This window comes from Janthinobacterium tructae (assembly GCF_006517255.1).
Classification (GTDB): Bacteria; Pseudomonadota; Gammaproteobacteria; order Burkholderiales; family Burkholderiaceae_D; genus Janthinobacterium; species Janthinobacterium tructae.
This window is the reverse complement of record NZ_CP041185.1, coordinates 97870-121353: the sequence shown is the minus strand read 5'-3', so window position 1 is coordinate 121353 and position 23484 is coordinate 97870. Positions and strand designations below refer to the sequence as shown.

Here is a 23484-nt window from a genome sequence, read left to right as displayed (position 1 = left end):
GATTTTTCAGGTTTTATGCAAACGCCTCTTCCCACGCATCCGGTCAGCTTGCATGTGGGCATCAGCCGGTAAGCGTTACCTAGCAGACCGTGGCCATCGAAACTCGAACGGCAGCTATGGGGCGCAAACGGACTCACGCGCCCGAAAGTCAGGCTGGCACCCTGGCTGCTACCGAGCCGGACGGCGCCTCCCACCTTCTCTTCCGCCCGGCCAGCCCGAACAACTTTACTGACACTCGCCACAGCTGCAGGACATCAACGCTCCCGCATAGGACAGTGATACCACCAAAACCCCGGCGTACCGGGGCTGTCACAAGGTTCAAGCGCGGGCGCTGCGGCCTGGCAGCGCCAGGCGGCGGCTGGCGGCGCTTGAAACCGGGGCCGGCAAGCCGCCCGCCACTTTCAACGATTTGGCCTGGGCATCGCCACGCAGGCGGAACACGGCCACCACGTCGACCAGTTCCACGGCGCGCTCTTGCAACGAAGACGCTGCGGCCGCCGCCTCTTCCACCAGGGCCGCGTTTTGCTGGGTCACCTGGTCCATTTGCGAAATGGCCTGGTTCACCTGCTCGATGCCGGCGCTCTGCTCGTGGCTGGCGTTGGCGATGTCGCCCATGATGTCCGTCACGCGACGGATGCTGGCGACGATTTCTTCCATGGTCGCGCCGGCCTGGTCGACCAGCACACTGCCCGTGTTGACTTTATCCACGGAGTCCTCGATCAAGCCCTTGATTTCCTTGGCGGCAGCCGCCGAGCGCTGCGCCAGGTTGCGCACCTCGGTGGCGACCACGGCGAAGCCACGGCCCTGCTCGCCCGCGCGCGCCGCTTCCACAGCTGCATTCAGCGCCAGAATGTTGGTTTGGAAGGCAATGCCGTCGATCACGCCGATAATGTCGGCGATCTTCTTCGCCGACTCATTGATGGAGCCCATCGTGCCCACCACTTGCGCCACCACGGCGCCGCCCTTGCGGGCCACGTCAGAGGCGGACACGGCCAGGGTATTTGCCTGGCGCGCATTGTCCGTGTTCTGGCGCACGGCCGAGGTCAGCTCTTCCAGGCTGGAGGCGGTTTCTTCCAGCGACGACGCCTGCTGCTCGGTGCGCACGGACAGGTCCGCATTGCCGGCGGAAATCTGCGCGGCCGCCACGCTGACCGTATCGGCCGAGGTGCGCACGGTGGCGATCACGTCGACGATGCGTTCGAGGAATTTATTGAAGGCGGTGGCCGTACGGCCCACTTCATCCATGCGCTCGACGGGCATGGCGGCGGACAGGTCCAGCGAGGCGCTGACGCGCTCCAGGGTGTGTTCGATATTGCCCAGACCGCCGCTGATGGTGCGGTAGATATGCCAGGCCAGCGCGCCCGTCAGCAGCACGGCCGCGCCCAGCACGGCCAGCATGGTGTTGAACGCCGTGTCGTAGGCGGCCAGGCTTTCGGCCTTCACGTCATCGACCAGCTTGTTGTTGTAGGCGATATGGTCATCCATGCTCTTTTTCGCGGCAGCGGCCGTGATGGCCAGCGGCGTGCCGGCCAGCAAGGTGGCGCGTACGCCATCCATGTCGCCCGCGTAGGCAGCGGCAAAGAATGGCACCAGCGCGCGGCGGTACGCTTCCATGGCGGCCTGGTCGGCGTCGAGCATCTTGCTGTCCGTCGCGTCGTACAGGCGCTCGGCGCGGTAGGTGGCGATGACCTTGTCGAAATTCGTGTTGGCGCTGGCCACGGCCTTGTCCAGCGCCGTCTTGTCGGCCAGGTTCGAGAACACGGACAAGCGGTAGCCGGCCAGACGCGAATCGGCCAGGAAACCCTTGGCCGCATTCAAGCCCTGGATGCTGGGGATGATGCGGTTTTGCACGGTGTCAAAACGCTCCTGGGCGCGCTGCAGCTGGATGGCGCCACCGGCGCCCAGCAATAGCAGGGCCAGCAAGGCGATGCTAAGAGTCAGAATTAATTGCTTGGTGATATTCATGGTGTTTCACAGTCAAAAAAAGCAGCCTGGCAGGGCCAGGCGGGATGAGTAGCTGCCGATCAGGTGGCCGGGACCGGTTGCAAACGGCGCGAGCTTAGGCGGCCAGCGGGGAAACGTCAGGCGTGCGGCGCAGCAAGTCGCCATGCTGGCGGCAAAACGCCAGGCCCGCCTTGTGGCCCACGTCGAACAGCAGCTGCATGTTCGAACTGGACCAGTCCAGGGTGTCGGGCCAGTGCTGCTCCGGGATGCCGCCCATCAGATCGAGTTTCAACAGACGCCGCTTGGGCTGGCCCGTGCGCGCATCCGTGTTGTGCTCAAGCTCGAACAGGCGCAGCTCGCTCTTGGAAATTTTCACCAGCGGCGTGATGATGGAGCGCACCCAGGCGTCGTACAGGTTGCGCGGCTTGCGCAGCAGGCGTTCGTCGCCGAGGATGTCGAGGATGACCAGCGTGTCGGCGTCAGCGTGTTCGCCCTTGCCTTCGATGAACGCCTCGAAATTGAGCGTGTCGAGGGCTGCGCCTTCGATGTAGTCGTCGCCATCGATGGTGGTGGGCGCATACAGGAAGGGGAACGACAGGGCCGCGCGCACGTGGATCGGTGCGATCTCATGCTTGCCCCAGATTTGCATGCGGTGCTCGCTGAGGTTATAGGCATTGATGTAGAAATCGGGGCGCATGCGCGCCACGCCCGAAAAATCCACGGCTTTTTCCAGAAAGGGCAGATGCGCGCACAGGCCCAGGCTTTTGGCCGACAGGTCCGATGGCGACAGCGACGACACCATCAATTTCCCCCAGTCCGACCAGGCAGTGGGCACGCCCGCAAACGTTTGCTGGAAGGCCTGAAAAAAAGGATTGTTGGCCGGCGGCTGGAAGGCGTCGCGGAAAGTGCTCGCCTGCATGCCCGGCTTCTGGAACACCTTGTAGTTGATCGGGATCATCTTGTAAATGCTGTCGGCCACACCCGTGTCGGCCCAGCTTTGCAAGGCCTGGCGCGGCGTGGCTTCGTGCGGTGTCGTGTAAAGCAAACCCATCAGCACACCCGCGCCGGAGGCGGAAATGACATCGAATTCGATGCCTTCATCGAGAAACGCGGCCAGCGCGCCCGCGATCAAGGTGGAATTTGGTGCACCGCCACCAAGCAGCAGGCCCGTCTTGCGGGCAGGTGTCGCGGCTGGCGCCGGATGTGGCGGCATCGTGCTTGCTGTCTTCATGCACACTCCCTGAATGGAACCGGGCTCACGCCCTAATTGTTGGTTACTACACGCTGACTACGCTGATGCATGCCATGTTCCAGCAACAGGAAACTATTGCAATACTGCCGAAACAGATATGAAATTAACATAATTAAATTCCTTATGGCAATTTAATTAACGCATGATGGGTATTCAGAAAGGGTATAAGTTGACGGCACGCGGCGTGGCGTGACGCATCGCAGCAAATAAATATTTCGCAATGTTAGGAAAAATCTCTTTGGGGTAGGAATATTCCTCAACTGGCCGCCATGGCGGCTGCCAGACCGCTCAGGTGACGCGAGGTGGGACCGAAAAATGCAGGTGGGTACACAGATGGTCAACAAAGACGCGGATTTTCGGTGACAGATGGCGGCTCGATGGCCACAGCACCCAGAACTTGCTCGCGTACAGCAGGTAGTCGCCCAGCACGGCTTGCAGTTCGCCCCGTCCGATGGCGTCGCGCACGATAAAATCGGGCAAATACGCGAGGCCCACGCCCTGCGTGGCGGCGCCGATCAAGGCTTCGATATTGTTGCAGGTCAAGGCGGTCGGCAAACGCAGTTCGCCGCCGCTGTCGCCCTCGGCACGCTGCAGCGCCCATTCCTGCAACTTGCCCGTGGTGGGGAATTTATAGCGCACGCAGGCATGCCCTTCCAGCGCGCGCGGCGTGGCCGGCACGCCATGGCGGGAAAAATACGCGGGAGAACCCACGATGGCAAACGCGAACGGCCCCAGTTCGCGCGCCATCAGCCGCGAATCCGTCAAGGTGCCGCTGCGCACGGCCACGTCGACGCCTTCGGCCACCACGTCGACCAGGCGGTCGTTGAAATCGAGGTCAAGCTCGATCTCGGGATACTGGCGCGTAAAGTCCGCCAGCAAGGGCAGGATGATGCGGTAGCCGATCACGGGCAGGCTGACCTTGAGCTTGCCGCGCGGCGCCTCGGCCAGGTGCGACAGTTCCGCCTCGGCATCGCCGAGGTCGGCCAGGATGCGCTGGCAGCGCTCATAAAACAGCGCACCCTCGTTGCTCAGGCTGATGCGCCGCGTGCTGCGGTTGAGCAGGCGCACGCCCAGCTTTTCTTCCAGCCGTGCCACGCTCTTGCCCACCGCCGAGGCCGACACGCCGAGCAAGCGCCCGGCCGCCACGTAGCTGGAAGTTTCCGCCGCGCGCACGAAGGCGGCAATGCCGTTCAGATTATCCATACCTTCTCGATTAGGGAATATTTGTCCGTTATGAGTGGATTTTCAGCCACTTTTTCATGGATTACGTCCATACTATCATCAGATTCCCTCTTTTTGGAATCGTTTCCCATGGATACAAATCACCGTATGAAGCCTGCCTCCCCGGCCCGGCGCGCCTTCGTGCTGGCCGCCGTCTGCCTGGCCGCCCTGTGCATGCCGCTCAGTTTTACGGGGCCGGCCATCGCCATCCCCGCCATCGCCGCCGACTTGCACGGCACGCCGCTGGCGCTGGCGTGGATCACGAACGCCTTCATGCTCAGCTTTGGCGGCTGCCTGATGGTGGCCGGCGCGCTGGCCGACCGCTATGGCCGCAAGCGCGTGTTCTTGCTGGGCATGGGCGTATTTTCCGCCGCCGCGCTGGCACTGTCAGCCGCACCCGGCATTGTGTGGCTCGATGTGCTGCGCGCCGTCCAGGGCCTCGGTTGCGCCATGGCCCTGTCGAGCGGACTGGCGGCACTGGCGCAGGAATTCGACGGCCCGGCCCGCGCGCGCGCCTTCAGCCTGATTGGCACGGCCTTCGGCGTGGGCCTGGCCTTTGGCCCCTTCCTGGCCGGCACATTGATCACGCACACGAGCTGGCGCGCCATCTTCATCGCCACGGCTGCGGCCGGCTTGACAGCCCTGCTGGTCGCCGCGCGCGCCATGCGCGAATCGCGCGACCCGCAGGCGCAGGGCGTCGATTGGCCCGGCGCGCTGACGTTTACCGGCGCGCTCTCTTTGTTTACGTATGGCTTGCTGCAAGCGCCTGACAGTGGCTGGGGCAGCCCCGCCAGCCTGAGGCTGCTCGGTGGTGCGGCCCTGCTGCTGGCCGCTTTCATCCGCGTGGAGCGGCGCGCCGCGCGGCCCATGCTGGACTTGACCCTGTTCCGCCTGCCCGCCTTTGCCGGCGTGCAACTGCTGGCCGCCGCGCCCGCGTTTTCCTTCGTCGTGCTGCTGGTGCTGCTGCCGGCCCGCTTCATCGGTATCGAAAACTACAGCGCGCTGGAAGCGGGACGCATGATGATCGCCCTGTCGGCGCCCATGCTGGTGCTGCCGATCCTGGCCGGCATGGCGGCGCAGCGCATTGCCGCCGCGCACATCTGCGCCTGCGGATTATTGCTGGCGGCGGGCGGCCTGCTGTGGCTGTCGACCTGCGCGCCGGGCCAGTCGCCCGCCAGCTTGCTGGGGCCGCTGCTGCTGATCGGCTGCGGCATCAGCTTGCCCTGGGGCTTGATGGATGGCCTGGCCATCAGCGTCGTGCCCGTCGAACGGGCCGGCATGGCGGCCGGCATCTTCAATACGACGCGCGTGGCGGGCGAAGGCCTGGCGCTGGCCATCGTCAGCGCGCTGCTGGGCACCTTTGCCGTGGCGGCGCTGGGCCGCGCCGGCCTTGCCGGCATCGGCGCGCAACAGGCGGCGCACGCGGGCCCCTTCCTGGCGCTGGGCGAGCTGCGCCATGCGAGTACCTTGCTGCCGCAAGCGGGCGCGGCCGAACTGGCACAAGCGTATGGCACGGCGTTCCGCCACTTGCTGTATGTGCTGGCCAGCATCACCACCACCTCGGCCCTGCTGATCCTGGCGTTCCTGCGTCATCCTGCCCCTGCCGCAACGGACACGGCCGCCCTGCCCGCCTGCAAGGCACAGCAATAATTCGCCATCGTAGTTTCTCTTGCCGTACACGGCGGCGCCCCCGCGCCGCCGCCCGCCTTTGATGTTTCTCCGCAACACCTCAAAAGTTTAAGAAGAATTCAAAGAACAAAACTAGTTTACTGATCAAAGCGCTTTGAACTATACTCAAAGCGCTTTGAAACATAACTAAAGCGCTTTGGTTGTGCGAAGTTATGCGCACCGATCCCACACCTATAAAAACACTGGAGACGCAATGAACAAACATTTCTTGAAAACTTTGCCTGCCGCCGTGGCGTTGGCCTTGAGCGCTTCGGCTGCCCAGGCTGCCCTGCCGATCGACTTCGGCGGCTACATCCGCTCGGGCTTCGGCACCAGCAGCGAAGGCGGCAAGGAAGCCTGTTTCGGCCTGGCCGGCGCCTCGTCCAAGTATCGTCTGGGCAATGAGTGCGAAACCTACGGCGAGCTGAAATTCGGCGGCGAAGCCTTCAAGGCAGCCAACGGCACCACCTTCCGCATCAACACCCTGGTGGCGTTTTCCGTCAACCAGAATCAGGACTGGGAACAATCGGACCCGTCGTGGCGCGAAATGAACGTGGTGGCCGACAAGATCGGCACGGGCGCCTTCGCCGAAGCGCGCGCCTGGGTCGGCAAGCGCTACTACGACCGCCAGGACGTGCACATCACCGATTACTACTTCTGGAATAACAGCGGCCCGGGCGCCGGCCTGGAAAACATCGACCTGGGCGCCGCCAAGCTGGCCTACGCCATCGTGCGCACGGCCGACGACGGCGACAGCAAGCGCATGGGCCTGTCCCACGACTTGCGCTTTTCCGGCATCAAGGTCAACCCGGACGGTGAACTGACGCTGGGCCTGCAATTCAATCAGAAACGCAACGCGCAAGGCGCGGCTCCCATCGCCAGCGGCCACTTGCTGACCATCATGCACACGCAGGGCAATCTGCTGGGCGGCTTCAACAAGGTGGCATTGCAGTATGGCAAAGGCAGCGCCGCCAACACGGGCGGCTTCAGCCTGGGCGCCGGCAAGGATGACAAGGTCGTGCGCCTGACGGAACAGATCATGATCCAGCCAAAAGGCGCCTGGTCGGGCATGGGCACCTTCGTCTACGAAGACAAGGAAACGGCGGGCGTCAGCAGCAAATGGACCTCGATCGGCGCACGCCCCGTCTACCACTTCACGGACAACTACAGCCTGGCCGTGGAACTGGGCCACGACATCGTCAAGCCGGAAGGCGGCGAAAGCCGCAACCTGACCAAGCTGACCATTGCCCCGCAACTGTCGGCCGGCAACAGCTTCTGGTCGCGCCCCGTGCTGCGCGCCTTCTACACCTACGCCAAATGGAACAAGGCAGCCCAGTCGGCCGCCGCTGCCGAATCGGCACTGTCCTCGACGGGCGTGTTTGGTGGCAAGACCAACGGCAGCTCGGTCGGTTTCCAAGTGGAATCCTGGTGGTAAGCGCGGGACTCTAGAACGTTGGCAAGCGTCCCTGGACGCCTGCCACTGGCAGCAACACCGCCCGCTTTTTCAGGGGCAAGGAATATCCGGATCCACCATTTCGCCGCTGCACGCGATGGCCGGCAGCTTCACTGTAGTGATTCAGCAGTATCCTCTTTTAGCGCGGGCGCCCCTGGGTTTGCCCGCGTATTTTTTTGGGCGCTGCCGCCGCTGGTCATCCCCCTGATCATTCCGGCATTTATCAGATAAACTACCCTGCATCGCTCCCGATCCACCCCAGACGCAGCATCCATGAACCTCAAAAATCTCGCCAAAACGCTAGGAATATCCGAAACCACCGTCAGCCGCGCCTTGAATGGCTATCCGGAAGTGAGCGAACGCACGCGCGAACGGGTGCTGGCCGCCGCGCAGGCCGCCGGCTACCGTCCCAATCCCATGGCGCGCAGCCTGGCCGTGGGACGCACGAATATCGTCGGCATCATCTACCCGCTGATGCCGAACGACCTGGCCGACCCCATGTTCATCGACATCGTGGGCGGCATGTCGGAAGCGCTGGAAGCGCAGCAGATGGACATGATGATCGCGCCCGCGTCGGCCACGAATGAATTCCACACCTATCAACGCATGGTCAAGGGCCGCCGCATCGATGGCCTGATCGTCGGACGCACGAAACCGTACGACGAGCGCATCGCCTACCTGGCGCAGCAAGGCATGCCGTTTGTCGCGCATGGCCGCACGCAGCTGAACCAGCCGCACGCCTGGTTCGACTACGACAACGAGGCGGGCATGCGCCTGGCCGTCGAGCGCCTGGCGCAGCTGGGCCACCAGCGCATCGGCCTGATCAGCGCCACGCCGGACCTGAACTTCGTGCGCCAGCGCGTCGAGAGTTTCCAGCACGCCATGCAGGCGGGCGGCCTGGCCGTCGATCCGGACAACCTGGTCGACAATGCGCACGACCGCCGCGCCGGCTACCAGGCGATGCAGCGCCTGCTGGCCCGCTCGCCCCGTCCCACCGCCGTCATCGTCGACAATCACATGTCGGGAGTGGGCGCCGTGCGCGCCCTGCTCGACGCGGGCATCGCCATCGGCAGCGAGATGTCGCTGATCGTCTGGGGCGTGATGGAAGATTCCCTGGCCGGCCACAACGTCACCACCGTCGTCCAGCCCGACCCGCGCGGCGCCGGCGCGAAGATGATCCACATGCTGCTGGCCCTGATGGATGGCACGCCCGTCGCCGACTTGCAGGAACTGTGGCCGTGCGAACTGTTGCCGGGCGAGTCGGCCGGACCAGTGCCGAACTAGGCATTCTCCCCCTCCCTTACGCCGCCGGCCACCTGGCCGGCGGTACTGCATTGTTGTCCTGAATCACCCTCATAAAAAAATCGTATGTCTGGCGCGTGTATCGCTTTACTTTTCAAAGCGCTTTGAACTATACTCATTTCATACCCAAAGCGCTTTGAATTTTAAAATAAGACGTTCGCCTACCAACCAGCAGCGCTGCCCTGATAGCCAAGGCTACAGGCAACTTTTAAGAAATCATTCATGCCGACCATCCAGAACAATCTCGCCCACCTGCCCGCCGACTGGTGGCGCAGTGCCGTCATCTACCAGGTCTATCCACGCAGCTTCCTCGACAGCAATGGCGACGGCATCGGCGACTTGCCCGGCATTACCTCCAAGCTCGCATACATCGCCGCCCTGGGCGCCGACATCGTCTGGATCTCGCCCTTCTTTACGTCGCCGATGAAAGACTTCGGCTATGACGTGGCCGACTTCTGCGACGTCGACCCCATGTTCGGTACCCTGGCCGATTTCGACCGCCTGGTGGCGCGCGCGCATGAACTGGGCTTGAAAGTGATGATCGACCAGGTGCTGTCGCATTCGTCCGACGTCCACCCGTGGTTCGTGGAAAGCCGCTCCAGCCGCGACAATGCCAAGGCCGACTGGTATGTATGGGCCGACCAGAAACCCGATGGCACGGCGCCCAACAACTGGCTGTCCGTGTTCGGCGGTTCCGCCTGGCAATGGGAGCCGCGCCGCGGCCAGTACTACCTGCACGATTTCCTCGCCAGCCAGCCCGACCTGAATTTCCATAATCCGGCCGTGCAGCAAGCGCAGCTGGACAACCTGCGTTTCTGGCTCGAACGCGGTGTCGATGGCTTCCGCTTCGATTCCTGCAACTTCCCGTATCACGACCAGTTGCTGCGCGACAATCCGCCAGCCGCGCAGCGCGATGCGAGCAGCGTGTCGGCCATCAACCCGTACGGCATGCAGGCACACGTGTACGACAAGACGCAGCCGGAAAACATCGCCTACCTGCAGCGCGTGCGCGCCATACTCGATGAATACCAGGCCATTTCCATCGGTGAAGTGGGCGACGACAATGCGCTGGCCACCATGGCCGCCTACACGGGTGCCGACAAGCTGCACATGGCTTACAGTTTCAACTTGCTGACGGCGGAGTTTTCCGCCGCGCACATCCGCACGCAGGTGGAAGAATTCGAAGCGCAAGTGGCCGACGGCTGGGCTTCCTGGTCCGTGGGCAACCACGACAGCGTGCGCGTCATGACGCGCTGGGGCGGCCAAAACCCGTCGCCCTCGCTGGCCAAGGTGGTGCTGGCCGTGCAAGCGGCATTGAAGGGCACGCCGTGCCTGTACCAGGGCGACGAGCTGGCCCTGACGGAAGCGGACATTCCTTTCGAGGCGCTGCAAGACCCGTACGGCATCCCGTTCTGGCCCCAGTTCAAGGGCCGCGACGGCTGCCGCACGCCGATGCCGTGGGTGGCTGACGCGCCGCATGGCGGCTTCAGTTCGGCAAAACCCTGGTTGCCCGTGCCGCCCGAGCATCTGGCGCGCGCCGTCGACGTCGAAGAGCGCGATAGCGCTTCGCCTTTGACCTTTGCGCAAAACATCCTCGCCTGGCGCCGCACCCTGCCGCAATTGCTGCGCGGCGACATCGTTTTCTTCGATGCGCCTGAACCCGTGCTGGCCCTGCGCCGCGACTTGCCGGGACACCCGTCCGTGCTGGCCGCCTTCAACCTGGGCACCGAAACGGTCACGTTTGACTTGCCGGCCGCCGCAGCAGCGACCGACCTGGCCGGCCACGGCTTGCCAGGCAGCAAAGATGGCCAGCAGATCAGCTTGCCTGCGCATGGCGGCTGGTTCGGCACCCTGGCGTAAATCGCAGGCTTTGGCGGCCGTGCCGCCAATTACAATAACGAGCCCCGCGCATCAGCGGGGCCAAATTGAGATAACGAGGACGACATGGCTGGACTGAAGTTAACAGGCCTGAAGAAGGCATATGGCGACGTGCAAACCCTGCACGGCATCGACCTGGAGATCGCCGATGGCGAATTCATGGTCTTCGTGGGCCCGTCGGGTTGCGGCAAATCCACCTTGCTGCGCAGTATCTGCGGCCTGGAAGAAATCAGCGGCGGCGATTTGTTCATCGGCAAGACGCGCATGAACGACGTGCCGCCCGCCAAACGGGGCATCGCCATGGTATTCCAGAGCTACGCCCTGTACCCGCACATGAGCGTAGCGCAAAACATGGCGTTTGGCCTGAAGCTGGCCGGCATGAGCAAGGTGCAAATCGCCGACGCCGTGCAGCGCGCCGCGCAAATCCTGCGCATCGAACCTTTGCTCGAACGCAAACCAAAAGACTTGTCGGGCGGCCAGCGCCAGCGCGTGGCCATCGGCCGCGCCATCGTGCGCAAGCCCGACGTCTTCCTGTTCGACGAACCGCTGTCGAACCTGGACGCCTCGCTGCGCGTGCAGATGCGCATCGAACTGGCGAATCTGCACCGCGAATTGCGCTCGACCATGATTTACGTCACGCATGACCAGGTCGAAGCGATGACCCTGGCCGACCGCATCGTCGTGCTCAACGCGGGCCGCATCGAACAGGTGGGCGCACCGCTGGAGCTGTACCATCATCCCGCCAACCTGTTCGTGGCCGGCTTCCTCGGTTCGCCCCGCATGAACTTCCTCAAAGGCAAGATCCACAGCTATGTCGACGGCGTGGCCACCATCGCCACGAATGCGGGCGGCATGCTGCAGGCGGCGTTGACGCAGCCATTGGCCAGCGGCACACAAGTCACCATCGGCGCGCGCCCCGAACACGTGCAGGCGTGCGCGCCCGGTGCTGCGGCCGCCATCACGGCCACCGTGCAGGCGGTGGAAAAACTGGGCGACATCAGCTATCTGTATGTACAGGTACCGGGCGGCGACGAGCCGCTGGTGGTGCGCGCCGATGCCGATACGGACTGGGCCATTGGCCAGAGCGTGGCGCTGCAGGTGGCGCCCGCGCGCGTCCACGTGTTCGACGAGCACGGCCAGACCAGAACCTGATTGCGAATTTAAGGGGCCAGGCGCTACAGGCGCCGCCTGGCCTGGTTGCATCGTTTCAGCCTTGATACTCAACATAAACTTAGCATAAAAAAAGATACTGGAGATTGACATGTCCTTCACGCACCCGAAACGCAGCTTCATCAAAACCACCCTGATCGCCGCCGCCCTGGCCGGCATCGGCAACCTGGCCGCCGTCAGCATGGCGCACGCGGCCGAAGCAGGTACCCTCTTGATCTGGATCAATGGCGACAAAGGCTACAAGGGCCTGGCCAAGGTCGGCGAGGAATTCACCAAGAAGACGGGCATCAAGGTCGTCGTCGAACACCCGGAAGATGCGCCGAACAAATTCCAGCAGGCAGCGGCCGCCGGCAAGGGCCCGGACATCTGGATCTGGCCGCATGACCGCATCGGCGGCTGGATCGACGCCGGCTTGCTGCAACCAGTAACGCCAAGCAAGGAAGCGCGCGCCGCCATCCTGCCGCTGGCCTGGAACGCCTTCACGGTGGGCGGCAAGACCTGGGGTTACCCGATCTCCATCGAAGCCGTGGCCCTCGTCTACAACAAGGATCTGGTGCCGAACCCGCCCAAGACGTTTGAGGAAATCGCCGCGCTGGACAAGAAACTCTCCGCACAAGGCAAGAAAGCCATTCTGTGGGATTACACGAATACCTATTTCACCTGGCCTTTGCTGGGCGCGGGCGGCGGCTTCCCGTTTGAAGTCAAGTCCGATGGCCGCTACGATGCGGCCAAGACGGGTGTCAACAATGCCGGCTCGCAAGCAGGCGTGAATGCGCTGATGAGCCTGATCAACAGCGGCGCCATGCCGAAGGGCGCCGGCTATGCCGAGATGGAAGCGGGCTTCAACCAGGGCAAGATCGCCATGATGATCAACGGCCCTTGGTCGTGGGACAACGCACGCAAATCGAAGATCAATTACGGTGTTGCAACGATTCCTACCGTGGCAGGCAAGACGGCCACCCCATTCGTGGGCGTGCTGGGTGCGATGATTTCGAAAGCCAGCCCGAACAAGGACCTGGCGACGGAATTCCTGGAAAACCAGATGCTGCAGCTCAATGGCCTGAAAACCATCAACGCCGATGTCCCGCTGGGTACGCCAGCTAATAAAGTGCTGTTCGCGGAATTGAAAGCCAATCCGAACATCCAGGCGACGATGGAAAGCGCCCAAGCGGGCCGCCCGATGCCGAACAACCCGGAAATGGGCCGCTTCTGGTCGTCGATGCAATCGGCGCTGGAAAACATTACGCAAGGCCGCCAGACCACCAAGGATGGCCTGGACGCGGCGGCGAAGCGGATTACGACCGCCAATTAAGCCATATTTTGTTTGAGCGTAGGTCGGATTAGCGTGTAGCGCGTAATCCGACATGTGCCGCCAACAATGTTGTCGGATTACGGCCCTTTGGGCCTAATCCGACCTACGTATCATTACAGGTATCCATCGTGCGCAAGTTTATCGGCCCTACGGTATTGACCATCAGCATGGCGCTGGGTCTGTATCTGCTCTTCATGTTGTACATTTCCGGCCAGACCATGCTGGCCGCCGTTTTCCTCGGCTTGCTGACCCTGACGACGTTTGTCTTCACGTCGCCGCGCGCCTATACCTACCGTTATCTGTTTCCCGGCATCACGGCGGTCATCGTCTTCGTGCTGCTGCCGATGGTGTACACGGTGTCGATCGGCTTTACCAATTTCAGTTCGCGCAACCTGCTCACCTATGAACGGGCCACGCAATATTTGCTGGACGAGACGCAGCGCGTGGAAAGCACGGGCTACGCGCTGACAGTGCATCCCGACAACAAGGAATACCGCTTGCGCCTGGAAAGCCCGGACACGGGCGAAGTGCTGCTGACACAGCCGCTGGCCCTGAAGCGCGCCGTACCTTTGACCGTGGAAGTGGCGCCGGCTGACCCCGTGCAGGCACCCGTGCTGGCCCCGCCGCTGCCCATCAAGGACATCATCGCGCTGCAAAAGGATTTGAAACAGCTCACCCTGGTCATGCCGAACAAAATCGAGCTGCGCATGGTGGGCTTGCGCGAATTCGGCCCCGTCGCGCATGTCTACAAGCAGCTGCCCGACAAAACCCTGAAGAAGATCGCCACGGGCGAACTGATCAAACCGAACTTCAAGACGGGCTTTTATGAAATGCCCGATGGTACGAAACTGGAACCGGGCTTCAAGGTCAATGTCGGCTTCGCCAACTTCGTGAAGATTTTCTCCGATGAAGCGTTCCGTGGCCCTTTCCTGCGCATTTTTGTGTGGACCGTCGTTTTCGCCCTGATCAGCGTGGCCACCACGACGGGCCTGGGCATGGTGCTGGCCGTGCTCTTGAACTGGGATGCGCTGCGCTTCCGCGGCCTGTACCGCACCCTGCTGTTCCTGCCCTACGCCGTGCCCGGTTTTATCTCCATCCTGGTCTTCAAGGGGCTGTTCAACAACAACTTTGGCGAGATCAACCTGGTGCTCGACGCCCTGTTCGGCATCAAGCCCGCCTGGTTCTCGGACACCACGCTGGCCAAGGCCATGATTTTGATCGTCAACACCTGGCTCGGCTACCCCTACATGATGGTGGTGTGCATGGGTCTCATCAAGGCGATCCCGTCGGACCTGTACGAAGCCTCGGCCCTGGCCGGCGCGGGACCGCTGACGAATTTCTTCAAGATCACCCTGCCGCTGATCATCAAGCCGCTGACGCCGCTGATGGTAGCCAGCCTGGGTTTCAACTTCAACAATTTCGTGCTGATCAGCTTGCTGACGGGCGGGCGTCCCGATTTCCTCGACACCACCTTACCGGCCGGCACGACGGACTTGCTCGTGTCCTACACCTACCGCATCGCGTTCGAGGATTCCGGCCAGAACTTTGGCCTGGCCGCCGCCATCTCGACCCTGATCTTCTTCCTCGTGGCCGCGATTTCGCTGGTCAACATGCGCCTGACGCGCATGAACAAAGCATAAAGGACAGACCATGGCTATCGTTGTCGACCGTTCCAACCGCTGGCGCATCCTGGCGGCCCACGTCGCCGTGATCGCGCTGATCGCGCTGGTGATGTTCCCCTTCCTGATGATCTTGTCGATCTCATTGCGTCCCGGCAACTTCGCCTCGGGCAGTCTGATCCCGCCCGAGATCAGCTTCGAGCACTGGCGATTGGCGCTGGGCATGTCTTACCAGGCGCCCAACGGCACCCTGGTCGAGCCGGACTTCCCCGTGCTGCTGTGGCTGTGGAATTCCATCAAGGTGGCCAGCATGAGCGCCACCGTCACCGTGCTGCTGTCGACCACCTGTGCGTATGCGTTCGCGCGCATGCAGTTCCGCTTCAAGTCGCAGACCCTGTCCGCGCTGATGCTGCTGCAGATGTTCCCCGCCGTGCTGGCCCTGGTGGCCATCTACGCCATCTTCGATGTGCTGGGCAACTACGTGCCATGGCTGGGCATCGACCACCACGGCAGCCTGGTGCTGGCCTACACGGGCGGCATCGCCCTGCATATCTGGACCATCAAGGGCTACTATCAAACCATTCCCATCGAAATCGAGGAAGCGGCCAAGGTCGATGGTGCCACGCAATGGCAGGCGTTCATCTACGTGCTGCTGCCGATGACGGTGCCCATCCTGATGGTGGTCTTCCTGCTGTCCTTCATCGGCGCCATCATCGAATATCCGATCGCTTCCGTACTGCTGCATGAACAGAACAACCTGACCCTGGCCGTCGGTTCGAAACTGTTCCTGTACGAGCAAAAATACCTGTGGGGTGACTTCGCAGCGGCAGCCATCTTGTCCGGCCTGCCCATCACGGCCGTGTTCCTGCTGGCGCAGAAGTGGATGATCTCCGGCCTGACGGCTGGCGGCGTGAAGGGCTGACCATGCGACGCACCCTGACTACGCTGGCCGCCCTGTTACTCAGCGCTTCGGCGCAGGCAGGGAGCTTCGCTGACAACCCCATCGTCTACTTTGCCGTCACGGACCGTTTCGCCAACGGCAATCCCGGCAACGACAATTCCTATGGCCGCGCCGCCGACCCGCAAGGCGGCGATGTCGGCAGCTTTCACGGCGGCGACCTCGCCGGCATCACGCAGCAGCTCAAAGCCGGCTATTTCAAGGAACTGGGCGTCAACGCCCTGTGGATCACGGCGCCGTACGAGCAGATACACGGCTGGGTGGTGGGCGGCAAGCAGCAATTCCGGCACTACGCCTACCACGGCTACTGGGCGCTCGACTACACCACCATGGATGCCAACATGGGCACGCGCGAAGAATTGCGCGAGATGATCAACACGGCGCATGCGCAAGGCATCCGCGTGCTGTTCGACGTGGTGCTGAACCACCCCGGCTACGCGGACTTGCGCACCCTGGCCGAATACAAGGTGCCCGTGCTGTGGCCCGGCCACGAAAAGGCCGGCCTGCGCGATTATCACAGCTTCATCGACTACAACAACTTCGCATTCGCGCAGTGGTGGGGCCCGGACTGGGTGCGCGCCGGCTTGCCCGGCTATCCCGACGGCGGCAAGGACGACTACACCATGCAGCTGGCGTATCTGCCCGACTTCCGCACGGAGAGCGGCAAGGCCGTGGGCTTGCCACCGATTTTGCAGCGCAAAGCCGACACGCGCGCCGTGGCCCTGCCCGATGCGACAGTACGTTCTTACCTTGTCCACTGGTTGGCCGACTGGGTGCGCGAATTCGGCGTCGACGGTTTCAGGGCCGACACCATCAAGCACGTGGAACCAAACAGCTGGCTGGCCCTGCGCGCCGCCGCCACCGATGCCCTCAAGGATTGGAAGGCACGCCATCCGCAGCAAAAGATTGATGACGCGCCGTTCTGGATGACGGGCGAAGCGTGGGGCCACGGCCCCGAGCGCAGCAGCTGGCATGACGCCGGTTTCGACTCGATGATCAATTTCGATTTCCAGAATCGCGCCGGGGCCGACTGGAAAAGCATCGATGGCGTGTACCGCCAGTACGCGGGCTTGCTGAACAAGAGTCCCCGCTACGACATCCTGTCGTATATCTCCTCGCACGACACCAGCCTGTTCCCGCGCGAGCAATTGAAACATGGCTTGTCCGCGCTGCTGCTGGCGCCGGGCGGGGTGCAGCTGTTCTATGGCGATGAAAGCGCGCGTCAGCCTGGCGTGGCGCCCATCGGCGACGAACAGCAGGCCACCCGCTCCGACATGAACTGGACATCCATGGACTCTGCAACTCTTGCGCATGCGCGCAAGCTGGGCCAGTTCCGGCTGCGCCACCCTGCCCTGGCGCGCGGCGAGCATCGGTTCATCAACGACAAGCCGTACGCCTTCGCCCGCGTGATGAAGGACGACGCCGTCATCGCCGTGCCCGAAGCAAAGGGCGCCATCTCGTTGCAGGTGCACGGCGTATTCGCCGATGGCGCCCTGCTGCACGACGCCTATACGCACCAAACCTACATCGTCAAAGATGGCGCCGTCGCCGTGAACGCGGCCGGCACCGTCCTGTTAGAAAAGGCAGCACCATGAGTAGCTATGACATCTTAGTGGTCGGCGGCGCCGGCATCGACACCATCGTGCGCGTCCCGGACCTGCAATTGCCCGTGGCCGATTCGCTGCACGTGCCGCCCATCCGCGACTATGTGGCGCACACGGGCAATGGCGTGGCGCTCGGTTGCCATGCGCTGGGCTTGCGCTGCAAGTTCATCGACTTCATCGGCGACGATGCGCAAGGCGCGGCCATCCTGCAGCGCTATAAAGAGACCAGTCTCGATTTTTCGCATCTCGTCGAACCCTCGGGCACGCGGCGCAGTGTCAACCTGGTCGACCCGCAGGGGCGCCGGCTGTCGCTGTACGACGGCCGCCATCCGGAAGACGTGCGCATGCCGGCCGCCTTTTATCTACCCTACCTGGGACCGGCGCGCCACGCGCATTTTTCCATCATGGGCTGGGTGGCCGAACTGTTTGACGATGCGCTGGTGTGCGGCACCACGGTGTCGACCGATTTGCACGACTGGGATGGCGTCAACCCGCACCACAAGGTGTTTGCCCTGCGCGCCGATCTGGTGTTCCTCAGCACGGCCGCGCTGGGCGAGCGCATGGAGGCCGTCATGCGCGCGATTGTCGCGCAAGGCCGCGCGCAGCTTGTCGTGGCCATGGCCGGCGCGGATGGCGCGTATGTGCTGGAACGGGGCAGCGACCACGTTCGCCATTTCGCCTGCGCGCAGCTGGACTTGCCCGTGGTGGACACGAATGGCGCCGGCGACTCGTTCGTGGCCGCCTTTTTGCACGCCTGGCTCGATGGTGCGGGCATCGATGCCGCCATGCGCCGCGGCGCCATCGGCGGCGCATTCGCCTGCGCCCAGCATGGCACGCATGAACGCTTCATCGGATCGGCGGAGCTGCATGACTTAGATCAAGACGGCACTAGCTTATGACTTAATATTCTATCAAGCGTAGCAACGGGCTAACGGGCGCATGGCACAATGGCTGCGGATTTCACCACCGCATACCATCGACACCGGAGACCACATGAGAATCGAAACCCTGGCCGTGCATGCCGGCTATACCCCCGACCCGACCACCAAAGCCGCCGCCGTTCCCATCTACCAGACGGTGGCCTACGCCTTCGACAATGCCCAGCATGGCGCCGACCTGTTCGACCTGAAAGTCGCCGGCAATATCTACACGCGCATCATGAACCCCACGCAGGACGTGCTGGAAAAGCGCGTCGCGGCGCTGGAAGGCGGCGTGGCCGCGCTGGCCGTGGCGTCGGGCATGGCGGCCATCACCTACGCGATCCAGACCATCGCGGAGGCGGGCGACAATTTCATCTCCGCCAGCCAGCTGTATGGCGGCACCTATAACCTGTTTGCCCACACCCTGCCGCAGATAGGCATCGAAGTGCGCTTCGCCGACGCGCGCCAGCCCGAGACCTTCGCCGCCCTGATCGACGCGCGCACCAAGGCCATCTTCTGCGAATCGATCGGCAACCCGCTGGGCAATGTCACCGATGTGGCCAAACTGGCCGAAATCGCGCATGCGCACGGCATCCCGCTGATCGTCGATAACACGGTGCCCAGCCCCTATCTGTTCCGCCCCATCGAACATGGCGCCGACATCGTCGTCCATTCGCTGACCAAATACCTGGGCGGCCACGGCACCACCGTGGGCGGCGCCATCGTCGACAGCGGCAAATTTCCATGGGCCGAACACAAGGAACGCTTCAAGCGCCTGAACGAGCCGGATGTGTCGTATCACGGCGTCGTCTACACGGAAGCGTTCGGCCCGGCCGCCTTCATCGGCCGCGCGCGCGTCGTCCCGCTGCGCAACATGGGCGCGGCGATTTCGCCCCTCTCCGCCTTCCAGCTGATCCAGGGTATCGAGACCCTGGCCTTGCGCATGGACCGCATCTGCGACAACACGCTGGCCCTGGCCAAACACCTGAAGAACCATCCGAAAGTCGCGTGGGTCAATTACGCGGGCCTGGAAGACCACCCGGACCACGCGCTGGTAAAAAAATACATGAACGGCCGCGCCTCGGGCATTTTGTCGTTCGGCCTGAAACTGGCCGACGGTGAAGATCCGCGCGCTGCCGGCGCCCGTGTGCTCGACGCCCTGCAGCTGTTCACGCGCCTGGTCAATATCGGCGACGCCAAGTCGCTGGCCACCCACCCGGCGTCCACCACGCACCGCCAGCTCAATCCGGCGGAACTGGCCAAGGCCGGCGTGTCCGAAGACATGCTGCGCCTGTCGGTCGGCATCGAGCATATCGACGACTTGCGCGAAGACCTGGAGCAGGCCTTGAACGCCGCCTGACTCCGCTTGAAATCAGGCTGAAAGCCTGTCCCGGCATAGGCATGCAGACCCCGCCGGGACAGGTGCTTACAAGCCGTAAAGCCAAGCCGGCGTTCACGCAGAGCGCCAGCGACGCGTCTGTCATCGTCCCCATGGTTGCACTGGATCGCCCCCAGGTCCAGCCCGGAACCTCTTTATCCCCCCTCCCCGACTCCCCTGATATCACGCCTATGCCATGGCGCCTGCTGCGCTGCTCCTGCCGGGTTTGATGATCGGCGAACGCCCATGCTCCAGGCATGTGGCGGGCAGTTGGCCTATGCGCCGCCGCTCATGGTCGATATGCTCGTGTTGCGAAAACGAATCGAAACGAACAAAAAAGAATAATTAGATGTTGTTAAATTTTCGAACGTGCGTAAAATAAACAAAAAAAAAGCGCGTTATTCTTCACTTCAGCGCAGTTCTCTTCCTGTTCGCATGAACGCCCGGATGCGCCCATGGCAGTGGCAGGCAGGCGCATGGCAGCGACTGCGTAGCGGGATGAGAAACACCTGAAACCATGCATTTTTTATAGCCCATAGCGGCCTATCACCACCTCCAGGATCATGATGCAATCGACAATCAAGCAGCTAGCGCAACAGGACTGTGATCTTTTAATCGTCGGCGGCGGCATCAACGGCGTCGGTATCGCGCGCGATGCGGCCGGCCGCGGTTTGCGCGTCATCCTGTGCGAGCAGCACGATCTGGCCCAGCACACGTCCTCGGCCAGCACCAAACTGATACACGGCGGCCTGCGTTACCTTGAGTATTACGAATTCAAGCTGGTGCGCAAGGCCTTGCAGGAACGCGAATTGCTGTTGCGCACGGCACCGCACATCATGTGGCCGCTGCGCTTCGTCATGCCGCACGACGCCGGACAACGGCCGGCCTGGATGATCCGTGCCGGACTGTTCCTGTATGACCATCTGGCGCGACGCGCTTTCCTGCCAGCCTCGCAAGGCGTGTCGCTGCGCCAGCACGTGGCGGGCGGCCCGCTGAAAGGCGATTTCCGCAAGGGCTTCGTCTACTCCGACGGCTGGGTGGACGATGCGCGCCTGGTGGTGCTCAATGCGCTGGACGCCAGCGAACGCGGCGCCAACATCCTGACCCGCACCCGCTGCGCGGCGGTACGCCAGGAAGGCCAGGGCTGGCACGCCACACTGGAGAGCGAGCAGCATGGCCGCATCGAGGTGACGGCGCGCGCCATCGTCAACGCCGCCGGCCCCTGGACCGCGCAATTTGCCAACGCCGCCTCGGGCGTGAGCAATACGCACGGCCTGCGACTGGTCAAGGGCAGCCACATCATCGTGCCGCGCCTGTTCGATCATCCCTACGCATATATTTTCCAGAACCAGGACAAACGCATCATCTTCGCCATTCCCTATCAGGACGAGTTCACCCTGATCGGCACCACCGACCTCGAATACACCGGCGCGCCCGGCAAGGTGACGATCAGCGACGGCGAAGTGAGCTACCTGTGCGAGGTGGCCAACCGTTACTTCACCAAACAGATTGCACCGAGCGACGTGGTCTGGACCTATTCCGGGGTGCGGCCGCTGCTCGACGACAGCGCGCAAAACGCCTCGGCGGTGACGCGCGACTACCTGCTCGAATGCGACCCGAACACCGCCCCCTTCCTCAATATCTGGGGCGGCAAGATCACCACTTACCGGAAACTGTCGGAAGAAGCGCTGGCCATGCTGCAGCCGCGCCTGGGCGTCGATGCACCGGACTGGACCGCCTCGGCACCGTTGCCGGGCGGCGACCTGCAGCAAGCGGACGCACTGGTTGAGAACATCGACTTCGCGCGCTTTGCACAACAGCTGCACGCCCAGTACCCATGGCTGCCGGGCAAGCTGGCGCAACGTTATGCGCGCTGTTACGGCACCCGCGCCAGGCGCATGCTCGGCACGGCAAAGAATATGACGGATCTGGGCGAGGAGCTGACGCCCGGCGTGTACGAACAGGAAGCGCGCTATCTGTTTGAGGTGGAATGGGCGCGCTGCGCCGAAGACATCCTTTGGCGCAGAACCAAATGCGGCTTGTATTGCCAGCCGCGGCATGTGGCGCGTCTGGAGGAATGGATCAAACAGATGTCGATGCCTGAGATGAGCACTTGAAAAAATTAGCCTGAGAGCCAGGCAGCTTTGCCTTGCCCGGGCCATCTCCTTGGACACGGGATGACAGTTTTACCGAGTGACCGGCGCGGCAAAGACCGGCAAAAAAAATCAACTATAGACGGAGAAGAAGACATGCAGAAAATGGCGATGAAGGACCAATACATTCTTGCGCTCGATCAGGGAACGACAAGCTCACGCGCAGTATTGTTTGATCGGGCCGGCAACATCGTCTCGGTGGCGCAAAAGGAATTCCCGCAAATATATCCGCAGCCAGGTTGGGTCGAACATGACCCGCAGGATATCTGGTCGACGCAGGCCGGCGTCGCCGCCGAAGCCGTCACGCACGCGGGACTGAATGGCGCATCGATCGCCGCCATCGGCATCACCAACCAGCGCGAAACGACCATCGTGTGGGACCGCGAGACGGGCCGCCCGGTGTACAACGCCATCGTCTGGCAAGACCGCCGCACGGCCGATTTCTGCGATGAACTGAAAGGCCGCGGCCTCGAAGCCATCGTGCGGGAAAAAACCGGTTTGCCGATCGATTCGTATTTCTCTGCAACCAAGATCCGCTGGATACTCGACAATGTGCCAGGGGCGCGCGAACGCGCCAACCAGGGCAAGCTCGCCTTCGGCACTGTCGACAGCTGGCTAGTCTGGAATCTCTCGCAGCAGGGACTGCACGTCACCGATGTCACCAACGCCTCGCGCACCATGCTGTTCAATATCCACACGCTGAAATGGGACGACGAGTTGCTGGCCATGATGGATATCCCGCGCAGCATGCTGCCGGAAGTCCATCCTTCTTCCGCCGTCTACGGCACCACCAAAACCACCTTGTTCGCCTCCGCCGTGCCACTGGCCGGTATCGCCGGCGACCAGCACGCGGCGCTGTTCGGCCAGATGTGCACCAAGCCAGGCATGGTCAAGAACACCTACGGCACAGGTTGCTTCCTGGTGATGAACACGGGCGACAAACCGATCGAATCGAAGAACAATCTCGTCACCACGATCGCGTGGCAGATCGGCGATCAAGTCAACTACGCGCTCGAAGGCAGCATTTTCATCGGCGGCGCGGTCGTGCAATGGCTGCGCGACGGGCTCGGCATCATCAAGAGCGCCTCTGAAATCGAGGAGCTGGCACGCTCGGTGCCGCATGGCGACGGCGTCTATCTGGTGCCGGCCTTCGCCGGCCTCGGCGCACCGCATTGGAATCCGCGCGCCCGCGGCACGCTGTTCGGCGTGACGCGCGGCACCACGTCAGCCCACATCGCGCGCGCTGCGCTCGACAGCATCGCCTACCAGTCGCTGGACGTATTGAAGGCCATGGAAGCCGACTTGGGCGGCAAGATCACCGAATTGCGCGTCGACGGCGGCGCGGTGGCCAACGATTTGTTGATGCAATTCCAGTCGGACCTGCTCGGCGTGGACGTGGTACGCCCGCAAATCACCGAAACGACGGCCCTGGGCGCGGCGTATCTGGCCGGCCTGGCGGTCGGCTACTGGAAGGATGTCAGCGACATACAGGACCAATGGAAACTGGACCGCCGTTTCACGCCGGCGCTCGACGCGAACACAGTGAAGAGCCACATACAGGGATGGCAGCGTGCTGTCAACGCCAGCAAAGCCTGGGCCGATGCGGTCTGATCGACCACAAGCCCATCCCCGCCACCTCACTGGAAGTTTCA

The 23484-nt window shown here is 62.8% G+C and carries 16 protein-coding genes; 13 read left to right on the top strand and 3 right to left on the bottom strand.

The window, feature by feature from the left end:
• Positions 1 to 318 precede the first annotated feature (318 nt).
• From FJQ89_RS00515 to FJQ89_RS00505, 3 genes are all read right to left on the bottom strand, one after another.
• Complete coding sequence (locus tag FJQ89_RS00515) at positions 319 to 1965, bottom strand: methyl-accepting chemotaxis protein (RefSeq protein ID WP_141168606.1); 1647 nt, start codon at positions 1963 to 1965, stop codon at positions 319 to 321.
• A gap of 94 nt (positions 1966 to 2059) precedes the next feature.
• On the bottom strand, positions 2060 to 3175 hold the full coding sequence (locus tag FJQ89_RS00510; RefSeq protein ID WP_423245182.1) for a patatin-like phospholipase family protein: 1116 nt from the start codon (positions 3173 to 3175) through the stop codon (positions 2060 to 2062).
• Between the two features lie 309 nt (positions 3176 to 3484).
• Positions 3485 to 4399 (bottom strand): LysR family transcriptional regulator, encoded by a 915-nt coding sequence (locus FJQ89_RS00505; protein ID WP_141168605.1) that lies wholly within the window; start codon positions 4397 to 4399, stop codon positions 3485 to 3487.
• A 126-nt stretch (positions 4400 to 4525) separates the two neighbouring features.
• Here FJQ89_RS00505 and FJQ89_RS00500 point away from each other — a divergent pair, with 126 nt between their 5' ends.
• The 13 genes from FJQ89_RS00500 to glpK all read left to right on the top strand — a co-directional run bounded on the left by FJQ89_RS00500 (position 4526) and on the right by glpK (position 23443).
• On the top strand, positions 4526 to 6067 hold the full coding sequence (locus FJQ89_RS00500; protein ID WP_141168604.1) for an MFS transporter: 1542 nt from the start codon (positions 4526 to 4528) through the stop codon (positions 6065 to 6067).
• A gap of 232 nt (positions 6068 to 6299) precedes the next feature.
• The gene (locus FJQ89_RS00495; RefSeq protein ID WP_141168603.1) at positions 6300 to 7520 is read left to right on the top strand and encodes a maltoporin; all 1221 of its coding nucleotides are present in this window, start codon (positions 6300 to 6302) and stop codon (positions 7518 to 7520) included.
• Positions 7521 to 7811: 291 nt separating this feature from the next.
• Positions 7812 to 8822: a substrate-binding domain-containing protein gene (locus tag FJQ89_RS00490; RefSeq protein ID WP_141168602.1), complete on the top strand. Its 1011-nt coding sequence runs from the start codon at positions 7812 to 7814 to the stop codon at positions 8820 to 8822.
• A gap of 240 nt (positions 8823 to 9062) precedes the next feature.
• Positions 9063 to 10700: an alpha-amylase family glycosyl hydrolase gene (locus FJQ89_RS00485; protein WP_141168601.1), complete on the top strand. Its 1638-nt coding sequence runs from the start codon at positions 9063 to 9065 to the stop codon at positions 10698 to 10700.
• Positions 10701 to 10784: 84 nt separating this feature from the next.
• Positions 10785 to 11870 carry an ABC transporter ATP-binding protein gene (locus FJQ89_RS00480; RefSeq protein WP_141168600.1) on the top strand — a complete coding sequence of 362 codons (1086 nt, stop codon included), beginning with the start codon at positions 10785 to 10787 and terminating at the stop codon, positions 11868 to 11870.
• Positions 11871 to 11979: 109 nt separating this feature from the next.
• Positions 11980 to 13200 (top strand): maltose/maltodextrin ABC transporter substrate-binding protein MalE, encoded by a 1221-nt coding sequence (malE, locus tag FJQ89_RS00475; protein ID WP_205704543.1) that lies wholly within the window; start codon positions 11980 to 11982, stop codon positions 13198 to 13200.
• A gap of 128 nt (positions 13201 to 13328) precedes the next feature.
• Positions 13329 to 14840 (top strand): maltose ABC transporter permease MalF, encoded by a 1512-nt coding sequence (gene malF / locus FJQ89_RS00470; protein WP_141168599.1) that lies wholly within the window; start codon positions 13329 to 13331, stop codon positions 14838 to 14840.
• Positions 14841 to 14850: 10 nt separating this feature from the next.
• Positions 14851 to 15741: a maltose ABC transporter permease MalG gene (gene malG, locus FJQ89_RS00465; protein WP_099759769.1), complete on the top strand. Its 891-nt coding sequence runs from the start codon at positions 14851 to 14853 to the stop codon at positions 15739 to 15741.
• A 2-nt stretch (positions 15742 to 15743) separates the two neighbouring features.
• Positions 15744 to 17372, top strand: a complete 1629-nt coding sequence (locus FJQ89_RS00460; protein ID WP_141168598.1) for an alpha-amylase family glycosyl hydrolase — start codon at positions 15744 to 15746, stop codon at positions 17370 to 17372.
• Positions 17369 to 18280 carry a carbohydrate kinase family protein gene (locus tag FJQ89_RS00455; protein WP_141168597.1) on the top strand — a complete coding sequence of 304 codons (912 nt, stop codon included), beginning with the start codon at positions 17369 to 17371 and terminating at the stop codon, positions 18278 to 18280. Before FJQ89_RS00460 ends, FJQ89_RS00455 begins: the two co-directional genes overlap by 4 nt.
• 94 nt (positions 18281 to 18374) lie before the next feature.
• The gene (locus tag FJQ89_RS00450) at positions 18375 to 19661 is read left to right on the top strand and encodes an O-acetylhomoserine aminocarboxypropyltransferase/cysteine synthase family protein (RefSeq protein WP_099759772.1); all 1287 of its coding nucleotides are present in this window, start codon (positions 18375 to 18377) and stop codon (positions 19659 to 19661) included.
• A gap of 581 nt (positions 19662 to 20242) precedes the next feature.
• Positions 20243 to 21796: a glycerol-3-phosphate dehydrogenase gene (gene glpD / locus FJQ89_RS00445; RefSeq protein ID WP_243136323.1), complete on the top strand. Its 1554-nt coding sequence runs from the start codon at positions 20243 to 20245 to the stop codon at positions 21794 to 21796.
• 147 nt (positions 21797 to 21943) lie between these two features.
• Entirely contained in the window at positions 21944 to 23443 is a 1500-nt protein-coding gene (glpK, locus tag FJQ89_RS00440) for a glycerol kinase GlpK (protein ID WP_141172547.1), read from the top strand.
• Positions 23444 to 23484 lie beyond the last annotated feature (41 nt).

What these genes read in the sequence shown, in the direction of transcription:
- malE (WP_205704543.1), top strand. Translation starts at nt 11,980, where the DNA reads ATGTCCTTCACGCACCCGAAACGCAGCTTCATCAAAACCACCCTGATC.
- malG (WP_099759769.1), top strand. Translation starts at nt 14,851, where the DNA reads ATGGCTATCGTTGTCGACCGTTCCAACCGCTGGCGCATCCTGGCGGCC.
- glpD (WP_243136323.1), top strand. Translation starts at nt 20,243, where the DNA reads ATGATGCAATCGACAATCAAGCAGCTAGCGCAACAGGACTGTGATCTT.
- FJQ89_RS00500 (WP_141168604.1), top strand. Translation starts at nt 4,526, where the DNA reads ATGAAGCCTGCCTCCCCGGCCCGGCGCGCCTTCGTGCTGGCCGCCGTC.
- FJQ89_RS00460 (WP_141168598.1), top strand. Translation starts at nt 15,744, where the DNA reads ATGCGACGCACCCTGACTACGCTGGCCGCCCTGTTACTCAGCGCTTCG.
- FJQ89_RS00455 (WP_141168597.1), top strand. Translation starts at nt 17,369, where the DNA reads ATGAGTAGCTATGACATCTTAGTGGTCGGCGGCGCCGGCATCGACACC.
- FJQ89_RS00480 (WP_141168600.1), top strand. Translation starts at nt 10,785, where the DNA reads ATGGCTGGACTGAAGTTAACAGGCCTGAAGAAGGCATATGGCGACGTG.
- glpK (WP_141172547.1), top strand. Translation starts at nt 21,944, where the DNA reads ATGAAGGACCAATACATTCTTGCGCTCGATCAGGGAACGACAAGCTCA.
- FJQ89_RS00490 (WP_141168602.1), top strand. Translation starts at nt 7,812, where the DNA reads ATGAACCTCAAAAATCTCGCCAAAACGCTAGGAATATCCGAAACCACC.
- FJQ89_RS00505 (WP_141168605.1), bottom strand. Translation starts at nt 4,399, where the DNA reads ATGGATAATCTGAACGGCATTGCCGCCTTCGTGCGCGCGGCGGAAACT.
- FJQ89_RS00485 (WP_141168601.1), top strand. Translation starts at nt 9,063, where the DNA reads ATGCCGACCATCCAGAACAATCTCGCCCACCTGCCCGCCGACTGGTGG.
- FJQ89_RS00510 (WP_423245182.1), bottom strand. Translation starts at nt 3,175, where the DNA reads ATGAAGACAGCAAGCACGATGCCGCCACATCCGGCGCCAGCCGCGACA.
- FJQ89_RS00515 (WP_141168606.1), bottom strand. Translation starts at nt 1,965, where the DNA reads ATGAATATCACCAAGCAATTAATTCTGACTCTTAGCATCGCCTTGCTG.
- FJQ89_RS00450 (WP_099759772.1), top strand. Translation starts at nt 18,375, where the DNA reads ATGAGAATCGAAACCCTGGCCGTGCATGCCGGCTATACCCCCGACCCG.
- FJQ89_RS00495 (WP_141168603.1), top strand. Translation starts at nt 6,300, where the DNA reads ATGAACAAACATTTCTTGAAAACTTTGCCTGCCGCCGTGGCGTTGGCC.